This window comes from Halobacteriovorax sp. RT-2-6, assembly GCF_047085025.1.
GTDB lineage: Bacteria > Bdellovibrionota > Bacteriovoracia > Bacteriovoracales > Bacteriovoracaceae > Halobacteriovorax_A.
The window spans coordinates 146,524-161,333 of record NZ_JBKIYH010000003.1; the positions used below are offsets into that span (position 1 = coordinate 146,524).

Sequence of the window (14,810 nt, forward strand, 5' to 3'; positions counted from 1 at the left end):
ATTAGTGTTTGTTAGTGAAATTTATTTATAGGGTGTAAAGAAGTAGAACACGTAGTAAGTGCCCGATTTTATGAGTATTTATGTGTCGTTCGGGCCTATAGGTCCATTAGTGTCAAAAGTACCAACGTGCTGAATTTATGAGTGCGACTTATGGCCAGATATGTTATGAAAAGGCATGGAAAATCAGGCTTCTAGAGATATTGCTTATATGCAAATGGCGCTTAATCTTGCGAAATTGGGTGAAGGAACAACTTCTCCAAATCCAATGGTAGGTGCTGTCATTGTTAAAGACGGAATTGTACTTGGAAAGGGTTGGCATAAAAAGGCCGGGCTTCCACATGCAGAGCCTGAAGCAATTGCTGATGTAGCCGAAGAACAAAAGGGCGAACTTAAGGGTGCCACAATTTATGTAACTCTTGAGCCTTGTTGCCATACAAATAAAAGAACACCTCCATGCGCACACGAACTTTTAAAGCATGGATTTGCTCGTGTTGTGGTTGCTTGTCTTGATCCAAATCCTCAGGTTGCAGGAAATGGAATCAAGATTTTGGAAGCTGCGGGGATTGAATGTGAAGTAGGCGTTCTTGAACAAGAGTCGATGGAGCTTAATCGCGTTTTCTTTAAATCAATGAAAAGTAATCTTCCTTTTGTTCATCTTAAGCTAGCACAAACTCTAGATGGAAAGCTTTCAACAATGACCGGGGACTCGAAATGGATTACTGATGAGTCTGCACGAAAGATGGTGCATTCTTTTAGAAAAAGATACGACGGGGTTATGGTTGGACGTAAAACTCTTAATAACGATGATCCAAGTTTAAATATTCGTTTTGGTTTAGATGATAGTGGAAAGATTCCTTATCGAATTGTGATGGGGTCAATTTCTAAAATGGATCCTCTTTCAAAAGTATTCAATGATCAATACACAAAGAAGACTATCATTGTAACAACTGGAGCAGATTACCAATCAGCACCAGATGATGTTGTTAAATTCTTTACTGAAAAACAGATTCGAATTGTTTTTGCGAAATGTGAAAGAAATGAAATTGTTATTGAAGATGCACTGGCACAACTAAAAGCAATTGGTGTTCATTCGATTCTTGTTGAAGGTGGTGGGATGCTCGCTTCGACTATTTTGAAGAAGCAACTTGCAGATAAGATGACAATTTTTGTAGCGCCTAAAATTTTAGGAAATGGCATAGGTTATTACGATGAACAACTTGATTCGATGGCCGATGCTTTAAATTTTAAAAACGTTGAAGTTAAAAATATAGGATCTCAAGCAATGTTTGAGATTGATACGAGGTCATAGTGTTTACTGGACTAGTTAAAGAAATTGGAAAAGTTGTAAGTGTACGCTCAAATGCTGAGGGGAAACTTATAGAAGTTAGCTGTAAAGAGCTTCTTCCAGAAATTGAAATTGATGATTCAGTTGCAATTAATGGCGCCTGCCAAACTGCTGTTAAAGTTACTGATTCTACATTTGTTGTGCAAACAGTACATACTAGTTTGGAGAAAACGACACTTGGAAATTTAAGATCTGGAGATGAAGTTAATCTCGAGCTTGCGCTACGTGCAAGTGATCGACTTGGTGGACACATTGTTCAAGGTCACGTTAATGACGTTGGTCAAATTGTTCAAATTCAAAGTCGCGGTAACAACTATCTGGTGACAATTAAAGTTAACTCAAAGCAAATGAAATATATTGTGAAAGAAGGTTCAATAACAATTGATGGAATTTCACTGACTGTAGCGGATGTATTTAAGGCCGACTCGTCATTTCAACTATCAATCATTCCACATACTTGGCAGAACACAGTTCTAAGAAACCGCAGTGTTCAGAGTTTGGTGAATATTGAAGTGGATATCCTGGGAAAATATATAGAAAACTTGCTTTTTAACGGTGCTAGACGTAGTAATGGAGCAAGCACACAAAATTTGGAGTCATTTCTAAATGATTAAATTTGATAAAATTGAAGAGGCCATTGAAGATATTCGTCTTGGGAAGATGGTAATTGTAATTGATGATGAAGACCGTGAAAATGAAGGAGACTTTGTTATGGCGGCTGACCGAATTACTCCTGAGGCCATTAATTTTATGGCGACAGTTGGTCGCGGATTAATTTGTGCTCCAATTACAAAAGAGCGTGCAGATGAATTAGATCTTCCACTAATGGTGAAAGAAAACGACTCTGTTCATCACACAGCATTTACTGTTTCAATTGATGCTGCAAATGGTGGTACTGGTATTTCATGCCAAGATCGTGCATTAACGATTTCACTACTTGCTAATAAAAATTCGACGGCCGATAGTTTTATGAGACCAGGTCACATCTTTCCACTTATTGCAAAATCTGGTGGTGTTTTAGAAAGAGATGGTCACACTGAAGCTGCCGTAGATATGGCCAGAATTGCTGGTTGTTACCCTGCTGGTGTGATTTGTGAAATCATGAGCGCTGATGGGACAATGGCAAAAGCTCCTGAGCTTTCTAAGATTGCTGAGGAACATGGTTTAAAATTTGTAACAATTAAAGACTTAATTAAATATAGAAAAGAAGCACTTGGTGAAAGTGCCGATAATTTGGGAGAAACACATGCCTAGAAATCTAGAAGGTAACTTAAATGCATCTGGAAAGAAATTTGCTGTAGTAGCAGGACGTTTTAACGAACTAATTACAAGCAAACTATTAGGTGGTGCAATTGATTGCATTAAAAGACATGATGGAAATATTGATGAAATGGATATTGCTTGGGTACCAGGTGCCTTTGAAATTCCTTTAATTGCTCAAAAACTTGCTGCTTCGAAAAAATACGATGCTGTAATCACACTTGGTGCAGTTATTCGTGGATCAACTCCACACTTTGATTTTGTTTCTAATGAAGTTGCTAAAGGTATTTCAAAAGTATCTCTTGAAACAGGTGTTCCAGTAACATTTGGTGTTTTAACTGTTGATACAATTGAGCAAGCAATTGAAAGAGCAGGAACTAAAGCTGGAAATAAAGGTTGGGAAGCTGCAATGTCTGCAATTGAGATGGCGACACTTCTTAAATCAATCGACTAATTAAATTTGAAAATATAGTAAAAGAAAAGGCCACTCGACAGTGGCCTTTTTTATTGGAAAAAAACGAAAAAGATACAAACTCTATCGGTGTGTGGTGATGAGCTTATGGGCCTAAGTTATAGACTATCATCACCAATGTCAGGTTAATAAATATAAATAAAAATCTAATTAAAAGATCGAGTGATAAAGAAAAATTGAAGCTGCACTTGCTGCATTTAAGTGTGCAACGTAATTTGTTATCGGAATAAATAGCTTCTTATCACAAGCGTCAATTACTTCACGATCCATACCATTGCCCTCATTTCCAATAATTAAAGCAACTTTTTGTGGATACTTATAGTCAGTAATCGATAAGGCACCTTCTTCGTTGGCCGTAGCACAAACTGCATAGCCAAGTTTTTGAAGTAAAGAAATGTCATCAATTAAGTTAAGTGACTTACATATATTAGCTTCAAATGCATTTCCCATTGAAACTCTGATACAACGTCTTAGATAAGGAGATGCACTTTTTGCATCATAGATAATGTTATCAAAACCAAAGGCCATTGCTGCCCTCGTCATCGTTCCTACATTTTCTGGAGAAGTTACTCCATTGAAGATAAGTATTCGATCACCAAGCTCATTAATTTTTTTAAGTCCATTTGTTTTAACTTTAGCAAGAATTCCATGATGAAGTTTAAAGCCTGTAATTTCTTCTAACTCACTCTTGTCTTTTATTAGAACGTGCTTGCAGTTGTTATCTATCAACACCTTATTTGAATCATAAAATTCTTGAGTTGCTATAATCTTTTCAACTTCGTGATTTGATCGTAGTGCTTTACACACAACTTTTTCTGTTTCAGCGATACAATAATCTTCTTTAATTAGATTCTTATCTTTTAAATTATAGAATTCTTCAAAACCATTTATCACTTCAGAATTTCCTTTAAAAATTTACCCGTATGAGAAGCTTTAATTTTTGCAATCTCTTCTGGTGTTCCTGTTCCAACAATTGTTCCACCTCGATGACCACCTTCAGGTCCTAGATCAATTATTTGATCTGCTACTTTTAGTACATCTAAGTTATGTTCAATGATAAGAACAGAATTATCACTTTCTACAAGTTCATTGATTGCTTTCATTAATACTTTAATATCTTCAAAGTGAAGACCAGTAGTAGGCTCATCAAGAACATAAAGCGTGTGGCCTTTTGTCGATTTTGCTAATTCTCTAGCTAACTTAAGCCTTTGTGCTTCTCCACCTGAAAGTGTGGTTGCTGGTTGACCTAATGTCATATAACCAAGACCTACATCATTCATCGTCTTTAGAATTTTTCCAAGCCTACGATGATTTTTGAAGAATTCATATCCTTCTTCAATCGTCATCTCTAGTATATCGGCGATAGACTTACCTTTATAAAGAACTGAAAGTGTTTCATTATTATAACGACGTCCATTACATTCATTACAAGTTACATAGACATCAGGAAGAAAGTGCATTTCAATTTTCTGTGTTCCATTTCCTTCACATTCTTCACAACGGCCACCTTTAACATTAAAACTAAAACGTCCTTGCTTATAACCGCGGATTTGCGACTCGTTTGTTGCTGCAAATAGCTTTCTTACATCATCAAAGAGACCTGAATATGTAGCCGGATTTGAGTGAGGAGTACGTCCAATAGGTGATTGATCTAATTCAATTACAGATTTAATTTTATCGAGTCCTGTAATTGATTTGTAGTTTGCTTTCTCATAAATTGAGCGATTGATTCGAGTTAGTTTACTCTTAACTGCTGGAATTAAAACTTCGTGCACAAGAGTTGATTTACCTGAACCAGAAACTCCACTGATACAAACAAGTCCACCTAGAGGGAAGTCGACATCAACCTTTTTGAGGTTATTGTGTTCAGCTCCGCGAAGTTTGATAAACTCGTTAAGTTTGCGACGCTCTTTTGGAACTTCAATTTTTACTTTATGATTTAAATAGTCTGCAGTCAGAGATTTCTTCTTTAAGAAGTCTTTAGTTGTTGCATGTGCAACAATTTCTCCACCGTGAACACCTGCACCTGGTCCCATATCAATAATATAATCACTAGCTTTCATTGTATCTTCATCATGTTCTACGACAAGAACAGTATTACCGAGATCACGTAGCTCTTTAAGTGTATGAATAAGCCTTACGTTGTCTCTTTGGTGAAGACCAATACTTGGCTCATCTAGAACATAGAGAACGCCAGAAAGAGCTGAACCAATTTGAGTAGCTAGGCGAATACGTTGTGATTCTCCACCACTTAGTGTTCCTGCCGAGCGATTAAGTGTTAAATAGTCCAGGCCAACATCATTAAGAAATTTTAAGCGTGATGTGATTTCAACGAGAAGCTTAGCACCAATTTTTTCTTTAATGCCTTCTAGTTTTAAATTATCGAAATATTGATAAGTTTCACTTAAAGGTACTTCACATAATTCAATAATATTCTTTTCCCCAACTTTAGTACTTAGAGCAATAGTGTTAAGGCGGCGACCTTTACACTCTGAACATTTTTGAACACGCATGCTTTTTTCGAGCTCTGAGCGTACTCGCTCAGAAGTAGACTCTTGATACTTCTTATCTAGCCAGTTGATAAGACCAGGGAATGGTTTGGAAAATTCAAAAACTGAATTTTCTGACTTAAATTTATATGTATAAACCTTATCAGTACCTTCAGTAAGAATTTTAAAAATCTTCTTTGGCATTTTTGACAGAGGAAGCTTTAAATCAAAACCTTCTTCTTTAAGCATGCACTCTACCATTTTATGAAGAAAATTATTCTTCTTCGTAAGAAGAGGGATCGCCCCCTTTAAAACCGGGAGTGAGTCATCAAAGATAATTTCACTTAGAACAAATTCTTTTGATTCACCTAGGCCATTACATTTTCCACAAGCTCCAACAGGTGAGTTGAAAGAGAATAGCCTTGGTTCTAGATCAGGAAATACTTCTCCGGTTACATGAGACATATTGATTTCAGAGTATGTGTGGTATTCATCATCAATCATGACGTGAATAATTCCATTTCCTAGCTTTAGTCCTAACTCAACTGAATCAGTTAAGCGTTTTTCTATATCTGCTTTAACTAAGATTCGATCAATAACGACAAGAATTTCATCAGATGCTTTTAATGATTTGATTTCACTACTATCAAGTAACATGATTTCATCATTTACAATAAATCGTGAAAATCCCATTGAAAGATACTTGGCCATTTGCTGCTCAAGTGCTTTTTTGGTTTCATCTGTTATTTCAACTGTAATATGTAATTTTGTCTTTTCAGGTAAATCCATTAGGTCTCTAGTAATCTGACCCGGCGTATAGCTAATAACTTTTTCACCATTGTTTGGATCGTAAAGATCACCTACTCTCGCAAAGAGTACTCTCATATAATCGTAAACTTCAGTAATTGTTCCAACAGTTGATCTTGGGTTTTTACTTGTGGTCTTTTGGTCAATGGCAATGGCCGGTGAGAGACCAGTTATTGATTCAACATCCGGAGCTTGTTGTTGACCTAAAAATTGTCTGGCATACGAAGAGAGTGATTCAATATAGCGTCTTTGTCCCTCAGCATAGATTGTATCAAAGGCCAGTGAACTCTTTCCTGAACCAGAAGGACCTGTAATGACAGTTAATTGATTTTTAGGAATATTGATAGTGACGTCTTTCAAATTGTGAACACGTGCTTTTACTACTTTAATTTCATTATTCATTTTTTAATAACCTTTAATGCTAACTTTAAAACATAATAGCAGCCCATATAATTGGCGCTATCCTTTCCAAAGAGATCAAATGCCGTACCGTGATCAACACTTAGGCGAAGGTAGGGCATTCCCAGAGTGATATTTGCTCCCTTAGATTTAAACATCGTTTTAAATGGCGCTAATCCCTGGTCATGGTACATGTAGACGTAAAGCTTATCGCTTGCAAAACTATCATTTAGAAAGAGTCCATCAGCAGGAAGTGGGCCAATAATTCTCTCACTCAGATCAAGATCTTTAATAGCTTTAACAATTTCTTTTTCTTCTGTTCCTAGTATCCCACCTTCACCAGCATGGGGATTAATACCAGAAATAATGACATCGTTTAAATGTCCGAAATATTTTTTGTAATTATCAACACAGATTTTAATTTTACTGTGAATAAGCTCATGATTTATTTTTGTTGCGACTTCTCTAAGCGGTATATGATCCGTAATTAATAAAACATTTGCATCATATGACTTAAAGAACATCACGAGATTTTCGTTTTGATATCTTTTACGAAAGTATTCTGTATGTCCTGAAACAGGTTTGCCATCAAAGAAAAGTTCATTCTTAGTTGTAGGCATTGTTACGAGAATGTCATTTGGTCCACATCGGTCACAAGCCTGTTCTAGTGCGTTGTGAGAATAGGGTTTTTGAACAAGTGTATATTTTAATTCGGATGGTAGATCGTTTTTGAATTCATCACCAACAAAGAGGTGAAATTCTTCCTGCTGACTTGATGAAAGAAGGCTCCAAGCTTTTAAAAAAACTTCAAGTCCTATTCCTCTTTCATGGCCAGCAGTAACATAGATCATTTTCTTTTATAATGTTTTTACGTAGTGATTAGCTTTTTCACGCTCAAACCACATTTGTGTAACTTCTTTCGCTTTTGATTCATATAGAAGCGCTCTAATTCTATTCTTTGCATTTTGAAATAGAGAAGATTCAACAACGTCGCGTGTTTTTACATAGAAAATATGTGTTTCACCCATCATATTGATTGGTTGTGTGAATTGCCCTTCTTGTGTCTTATTAAGAAGCTTTTGTAAGTCTGCAGTTAAACCATCTGCTGTGATATCTCCAAGTGTTGAAGTCTCAATAGATCCATACTTGCTAGGTAGTGGCCCACCTTTTTGAAAAGATTCCATTGTCTTCTTAAAAATTGCATAGTCTTTCTTTGTTACGATTGATTCATCAATAGAGAAGTCAACTAATGTGTATCGGTATGAAACAGTTTTATTGTTTACATTTTCTTTAAAGAATTCATTTTTAATTTCTTGTTCACTTACAGAAATTAATGGAATGATAACAACTGAATTAAAGTGATTGAATTCAATGGCCTCTTTGTTTAGTTCGAAGAACTCTTCAAAATTCGTATTAGACTTTTTTAGAAATGCGATTAGATCGTTACGACTAAGACCTAGTCTTTGCTCTTTTCTTTTAATTTCTTTCTCTACTGTTGCATCTGAAATTACATAACCTTGTTCTGCGAGAGTAGAGCGAATAATAAATTTTCTAATGATAAGATCAGCAACTTCCTTGTCTGTATACTTCATTTCTTTCTTATAAATGAAAGGAGAAATATTCTGACGAATTGGAAGCGATTTCTTAACACGTTCGATCATCGACTTTGTGATGACATGTTCATCAACAACGGCCGTAATTTTATCTAATAATTTTGTATTTTTTGCTTGTAGATTTAATGTTGAAAAAAGTAGGGCCAAAAAAAGAAAAAGCCTCATGAACACCTCTTATTACTGTTCTTATATGTGCGATATATAGAACAATAATTTATCGTGCCCATGAGGCTTGTGCAAATTATTTAATCTTATTTACTTTAGATTTTTGTCTAAAATTTTAATATTGGCTTTTTTACGTAAGCCTGCGAAATAATCTTCGATAATTTTATCGCGCTTCCTGTCATAAACAAACTTTTTGTAAACGCCAAGATTGATATCTTCATACTTTTTCACACCAAGTACCTTGATTACATGATAACCAAGTTGTGTGCGTACTGGACGAGTGATAAATCCGTCTTTCTTACCCTTGATGGCCGCAAAATACTCAGGTGCCATAAAGAAAGCTGGTTGATATCCTACATCTCCACCAGTGTGAGCATTTGGTGATTGTGAGAATTTGTTTGCAAGTTCAGCAAATTTAGATGGCTCTTGAGTAACTTGTTCATGAATTTCGAAAATCTTCTTTTGAGCAGCATTAATCTCATTTTCTGAAGGAGCAACTCTAACTCTTAGTAAGATATGAGCTGTACGGTACTCTGGGAATTCACTATAGAATCTCTTTACATCTGCATCAGTTACCTTAATTTTCTGGAATTCTCCTTCCAGATCTTTTGAAACTTGTGCATTGAATATAACTTCTTCAAGCTTTCTTACAACAATTGGATCTTGATCTAACTTTGCTTTCTTTGCTTTTTCCACACCTAATTTTTTATTAATAAGGTCTGTAAGCACTTTCTTCATTGTTACAGGATCATCAGAAACAACATACTTATTTAATAAGTAAGCTTGATCTAACTCTTCTTTTGTAATTTTCTGACCATTAACTTCTGCTACAACTTTTTTTGGTGCAGCTTCTAGTCCTAGTGCAAGTAGTAAAACTAAAATGATTTTACCGTACATATAGATATCCTTTTCAAATTATCGAAATCAAATTCTTAAACTATATCTAATTGTACCAAAAATTCTTAAAAACTTATAAATTTCACTAAGATGGAACTATTTTTTCCGCAATTTCCTGACAGAACTCGACTAATCCACTCGGAGATATTGTCGTTTTATTCGTAAAAATTAGCTTGAAGTCCGGTGTGAAACGATATTTTCGAGGCATTGCTAAGAAGTTATTTAAAATATTATTTCGAAGCTGTTCATTGGCTTCAACCATATTCTGATCAAATTGAAATACGATAGTATTGTCTATTAATTGCGCTGACTTTACACCACAAGGCATAAGGTGAGAGCGTGCCTCAAGAATAGCAATAAGCTGATTAAATTCCTCAGGGCCTGGCCCATAGATATCAAAGATTGTTTCTTTCAATGCAGTAATTTCATCGATCGATTTTGAGTTAGATAGCTGCTTGTAATATTTTAAGCGCTCACTCGATTCACTAATAAAGTGAGCAGGAATGAATGCTGCAAACGGAGTATTGATTTCGATATCCTTCGTGATAACTTTCTTTTCACCGCGAAGTTCTTGAATTGCTTCTGTAAGAAGTTCCATATAAAGCTCAAGACCAATGGCCTCGATATGTCCTGATTGGTGAGCACCGAGAATATCTCCTGCACCACGAATTTCAAGGTCACAATTTGCAATTTGAAAGCCACTTCCCATGTCAGCATAAGTTTGTAGTGCCTTTAGTCTTTTGGCCGCTACTTCAGTTATATTGCGATTATTTGGAACGACAAAGTAACAGTAAGCCTTCTTGTCTGATCGACCAATTCGTCCACGAAGTTGATGAAGCTGCGCTAGTCCATAGCGATCTGCACGATCAACAATCATTGTGTTTGCATTTGGTATATCAATTCCAGATTCGATAATAGTCGTTGAAATAAGGATTTGGTAAGCACCACTATAGAAAGCAGAGATTCGAGACTCGAGTTCTTTTTCGGCCATCTGTCCGTGAGCAAAAACAATCTTTGCATCAGGAACTAGCTCCCTAATATATGCAGTGTAATTTTCTATATCTTGAACGCGATTGTGTACGATAAAGACCTGGCCACCACGCTTTAATTCACGATTAATGGCCGATTGAATCGTATGATCGTCTTCTTTAATAACATAAGTTTTAATAGACTGCCTTCTTGGAGGAGCCGTCTTAATTAGTGCAAGATCCTTAAGTCCTAAGAAAGATAATTGTAACGTTCTAGGAATTGGCGTTGCTGTCAGTGTTAAGAAATCGACTGATGATTTTAGAAGTTTAAGTTGATTTTTGTGACCAACACCAAAGCGTTGTTCTTCATCGACAATAACAAGACCTAAATCTTTATAACGAATAGTTTTACCAAGAAGTTTATGTGTACCAACGATAATATCAATTTCGCCTTTTTCTAATTTTTCCTTTGTTTCTTTCTCATCCTTTCCAGTTTTAAAACGTGAAAGGTAATCAATTCGAACTGGAAACTTTTCAAAGCGTTTAACAAAAGAATTATAATGTTGAAGGGCAAGAACCGTTGTTGGAACTAATACTGCTACTTGTTTTCCATCAAGTACTGCTTTGAAAGCCGCTCGCATGGCCACTTCTGTTTTACCAAAACCAACGTCTCCACACACAAGAAAATCCATCGCTGTACTTGCTTGCATTTTATCAATTACTGAATCAATGGCATTTTTCTGGTCTGGCGTTTCATTGAATGGGAATGAAAGCTCAAACTCTTTATAGTCATGATCTGGAGGAGAAAATTGAAAAGCCTTAGCAGAAGCTCTTTCTGCTTGAAGCTTTAAAAGATCAAAAGCTAACTTTTTAATCGATTCACGTGCTCTAGAAGTTAGGGCAGAGAACTTATTAGTTCTTAAGCTATCGACATTAACATTAAGTTCGCCGCCAGCATGCTTTTGAATTAGATTCATCTTATAAATTGGTACGAATACTTTATCATTACCTTTATAAAGAAGAACCAAATAGTCTGTTTTAGAACCACCAATGTCCATTGCTTCTAAACCTAGATATTTTCCAATACCGTGCTTAGAGTGGATGACGTAGTCACCTTCTTTTAGTGAAGCAAGTTGTTCTGCAAAGAGATCGTAGTCGTGAATTTTTGAAACCTTGGCCTTATCTCTTCTAATTGAAAATAGATCACTATCTGAAATAGTAAGTAATTTATCACTAGGGTAGAAGAAGCCTTCACTTAATTTAAATGGTACAAACTCAATTCGTTTTTTTATCTCACCATCAACTTCAAATGTTTCAATTAAGTGTTCAATTTCTTTGCGTGAATTTTCATTTTGAATTGTGAAAATGATTTTTCCAGAATATTTAAATTCACTTTTAATATGCTTAAAAAGACCTGTTAAAAATTCCTTTTTAACTAAGTAATTAATATCGTGGTAAGAGATATAAGATTTAAAAGGTCTAAATCCTAGATCGACAATATTACTGTCATTATCAAGGTTAACAGTAATATTTAAATGGTTGAGATTTAGACAAGCAATATCTCTCAGTCGCTCAACTGTTGATAAGTCATAAAAATATTTTGGTTCAGGAAGTAATTCTTCACAGTCTTCAAAATCTTTAGCTAGCTCATCACAATAATTAGAATAAAAGTCTTCTACATTATCGCGATCAAAAATTGAAACTAGCCAATTATCATCTATATAATCGAGTAGTGTGCGAGTTTCTTCTGTATTAAAAAAGAGTGGTGTATAAATCGGATGATTTTCAAAAAGCATTCCGCTTGAAAGCTTACTGAAGATATCATTTCTTTTTTCTAATAACTCTCTTTGATTTGCTCTAGGTCGCGGAATATTATTTCTTAGATTATTTGAATACTGAGATTCACAAAAAATAGTTGGCCCAGGTGCTATAATAATTGAATCAAGTTTTTTATCTTTAATAGTCTTTAATGTTTCTTTATCAATTTCATAAATTTCTTCAATCATTTCATCGAAGTAATGAATTCGAATTGGATGATGACCAACTGGATAAATATCAAAGATTTCACCTTTCTTAGAAAATGTCCCTTGTTCCTCAACAGTGAAAGAAGAACTGTAGCCAAGTTGAACTAATTTTCCTGCTAACTCGTCAGGAGAAATTATATCAGATTCATTAATTTCAATTTTTGTATCGCTAAAGAAATTTGCTGGTGGAACTTTTAGTCCAAGAGATTCTATTGAAGTGATAACTATTAATTCTTTATTTTCTGAACGGATAATTTTTTCTAATGCTGAGTGTCGGGCAAGTTGTGCACTTTCTGACGCAAACATTCCTGAATATGGTGACGCGTCTAGTCCTGGATAGAAAACAAGTTTTGTTTTAGAAAAGCTTGTTTTGACTAGCTCATAGAATTGTTCTGCATCATCATAATCTTCAAAAATAAATAAATTCGATGGATTAATTTTACCATTTTTTTCTTGTAACAAGAACTTAGCAAATGCCCAGTGTTCCCTGTTAATACCGTCAATGGTAAGGTCGTGTTGCCTAGTGTCTAACCAGCTTTCTAGTTTTGTGCGTAGTGGTGCAAATAAATCCATGTCGTTTTTTAACATAAAATATAGTGAGAACAAAGAATTTATGCATTGGCCCATGCGTTACTAAATAGAAGATATTACTCAAAAAAAGAGGGGCCAATTTATTTCCAAAGTGCTAGTAATCGTGTAATATTTGGGAACTTACTTTACTTATACATGGAGATAAATCGATGTCGCAAAACTTTGACGTCTATATGCCGGTGTTAATTTTAGCCGCTGTAGCAGTAGTCGCTTTCTTTGGAACATTACTTGTCGGTCGTCTTGTAAGGCCAAATAATCCAACAGAATTGAAACTTACGCCATATGAATGTGGTGAGGAACCAACTGGTACTGCGTGGTCTAACTTTAACGTACGTTTCTATGTTATCGCTCTAGTATTCTTAATCTTTGATGTTGAAGGAGCTTTAATGTTCCCTGTTGCAACAGTTTATAAAAACTTTGTCGACATCGGACAGGGTGGTGCAGTTCTTGGATCACTTCTTCTATTCATTGTTATTTTAAGTTTAGGTTTAGTTTATTGCTGGAAGAAAGGTGACCTTGATTGGGTAAAATCTTTCCAAGCAAATATTAATGGAAAGGATAAATAATGAATTCAACGATTGTATCGTATTTATCACAAGCACCAGGCTACTCAATGGCCGTGGATGCACTATCAAAACTTTTAGGAACTGATGCAACTGGAATCGTAACGTTTTTACTTTTCTTAGTTTTCTCATTAATCATCGTTGGTGCTCTTGCAACAGTTGGTGGTCTTGGTACTTATGCTGAAAGAAAGATTTCTGCTGACCTTCAAATGAGACAGGGTCCTAACCGTGTTGGTCCTTTTGGTATTCTTCAGTTTTTAGCTGATGGTGTGAAGATGATTCTTAAAGAGGACGTTGTTCCACGTGATGCGGACAAGTTCTTATTTAACATTGCACCTCTACTAGCGTTAGTAGGTGTTTTCATGTCACTTGCTGTTGTACCATTCTCAAGTGGATTTACTCTAACTCACCTTAATGTTGGTGTTTTCTACTTACTAGGTGTTTCATCATTAGTAGGTGTAGGTATTTTCCTTGGTGGTTATGCATCGAACTCTAAGTGGTCAATGCTTGGTGGTATGAGGGGTGCTTCACAAATCATCTCTTACGAAGTTCCAGTAACTCTTTCAATTCTAGCAATTGTAATCATGACTGGTTCACTATCATTTAAAACAATTACAGAAGCTCAGGGTGGATTACCACACCAATGGTTTGTTCTTCATAACCCATTTACTTTTATTGGGTTCTTCGTACTTTTTATTGGTGCACTTGCTGAAACAAACAGAGCTCCTTTTGATCTTCCTGAAGCGGAATCAGAACTTGTATCTGGTTACCACACTGAATTTACAGGTATGAAGTTTGCATTCTTTGCACTTGCAGAATACATCGAAGTTTTCGTTGTTTGTGGTGTTTGTGCTGCTTTATTCCTAGGTGGTTATCAAGTTCCTTTCGGTCTTGGTTCAGGTGAATTCGTAAATAAACTTATTCCTTCAGCTCACCCTATGATCGGTAAGCAAATTGGAAACTTTTTACAACTTGGATCTTTCGTAACTAAGACTCTTGCTCTTTATTACGTTGTAATTTGGATCAGATGGACACTACCAAGAATGAGAGTTGACTCTCTTATGGTACTTTGTTGGAAATATCTAACTCCAATTGCACTATTTAATATGATTGGTTGTGCTGTATGGCTTTACCTATTTAACGGTAAGTCTATGTGGGCAATTCTTGGAAAAGTAATCGCATCTGCATCTGCTGGTGCGGGCGGACACTAATATTTA

Annotated in this window: 11 protein-coding genes and 1 pseudogene; 6 read left to right on the forward strand and 6 right to left on the reverse strand. The window is 35.6% G+C overall.

Annotated elements, in window-relative coordinates; genetic code table 11:
* Window positions 1-175 precede the first annotated feature (175 nt).
* The 4 genes and pseudogenes from ribD (at window position 176) to ribE (ending at window position 3,059) form a co-directional block, all read left to right on the forward strand.
* Window positions 176-1,309, forward strand: coding sequence for a bifunctional diaminohydroxyphosphoribosylaminopyrimidine deaminase/5-amino-6-(5-phosphoribosylamino)uracil reductase RibD (gene ribD, locus ACMAYS_RS14565; protein WP_392993919.1), 1,134 nt, complete (start codon window positions 176-178; stop codon window positions 1,307-1,309).
* Window positions 1,309-1,959: a riboflavin synthase gene (locus ACMAYS_RS14570; protein WP_158246913.1), complete on the forward strand. Its 651-nt coding sequence runs from the start codon at window positions 1,309-1,311 to the stop codon at window positions 1,957-1,959. The genes ribD and ACMAYS_RS14570 overlap by 1 nt, the downstream gene beginning before the upstream one ends.
* A pseudogene (ribB, locus tag ACMAYS_RS14575) lies at window positions 1,952-2,551 on the forward strand (3,4-dihydroxy-2-butanone-4-phosphate synthase); the annotation flags it as partial. The gene ACMAYS_RS14570 and the pseudogene ribB, both read left to right, overlap by 8 nt.
* A gap of 40 nt (window positions 2,552-2,591) precedes the next feature.
* Window positions 2,592-3,059: a 6,7-dimethyl-8-ribityllumazine synthase gene (gene ribE, locus ACMAYS_RS14580; RefSeq protein WP_103218567.1), complete on the forward strand. Its 468-nt coding sequence runs from the start codon at window positions 2,592-2,594 to the stop codon at window positions 3,057-3,059.
* A gap of 168 nt (window positions 3,060-3,227) precedes the next feature.
* Here the strand turns inward: ribE and ACMAYS_RS14585 are convergent, their stop codons facing one another.
* From ACMAYS_RS14585 to mfd, 6 genes are all read right to left on the reverse strand, one after another.
* Entirely contained in the window at window positions 3,228-3,971 is a 744-nt protein-coding gene (locus tag ACMAYS_RS14585; protein WP_412463525.1) for a TrmH family RNA methyltransferase, read from the reverse strand.
* Entirely contained in the window at window positions 3,968-6,775 is a 2,808-nt protein-coding gene (gene uvrA / locus ACMAYS_RS14590) for an excinuclease ABC subunit UvrA (RefSeq protein WP_412463526.1), read from the reverse strand. The genes ACMAYS_RS14585 and uvrA overlap by 4 nt, the downstream gene beginning before the upstream one ends.
* Entirely contained in the window at window positions 6,772-7,623 is an 852-nt protein-coding gene (locus ACMAYS_RS14595; RefSeq protein ID WP_392993910.1) for a PdxA family protein, read from the reverse strand. The genes uvrA and ACMAYS_RS14595 overlap by 4 nt, the downstream gene beginning before the upstream one ends.
* Before the next feature lie 6 nt (window positions 7,624-7,629).
* Window positions 7,630-8,550 (reverse strand): hypothetical protein, encoded by a 921-nt coding sequence (locus tag ACMAYS_RS14600; RefSeq protein ID WP_392993907.1) that lies wholly within the window; start codon window positions 8,548-8,550, stop codon window positions 7,630-7,632.
* Between the two features lie 90 nt (window positions 8,551-8,640).
* Window positions 8,641-9,447: a peptidylprolyl isomerase gene (locus ACMAYS_RS14605; RefSeq protein WP_412463527.1), complete on the reverse strand. Its 807-nt coding sequence runs from the start codon at window positions 9,445-9,447 to the stop codon at window positions 8,641-8,643.
* Window positions 9,448-9,532: 85 nt separating this feature from the next.
* The gene (gene mfd, locus ACMAYS_RS14610) at window positions 9,533-13,027 is read right to left on the reverse strand and encodes a transcription-repair coupling factor (RefSeq protein WP_412463528.1); all 3,495 of its coding nucleotides are present in this window, start codon (window positions 13,025-13,027) and stop codon (window positions 9,533-9,535) included.
* Window positions 13,028-13,179: 152 nt separating this feature from the next.
* Between mfd and ACMAYS_RS14615 the strand changes: the two genes are divergently transcribed.
* Both ACMAYS_RS14615 and nuoH read left to right on the forward strand, forming a co-directional pair.
* Complete coding sequence (locus tag ACMAYS_RS14615; RefSeq protein ID WP_103218560.1) at window positions 13,180-13,596, forward strand: NADH-quinone oxidoreductase subunit A; 417 nt, start codon at window positions 13,180-13,182, stop codon at window positions 13,594-13,596.
* A complete protein-coding gene (gene nuoH / locus ACMAYS_RS14620; RefSeq protein ID WP_392993901.1) occupies window positions 13,596-14,804 on the forward strand; it encodes an NADH-quinone oxidoreductase subunit NuoH in 1,209 nt (402 codons plus the stop codon). Before ACMAYS_RS14615 ends, nuoH begins: the two co-directional genes overlap by 1 nt.
* Window positions 14,805-14,810: the final 6 nt, after the last annotated feature.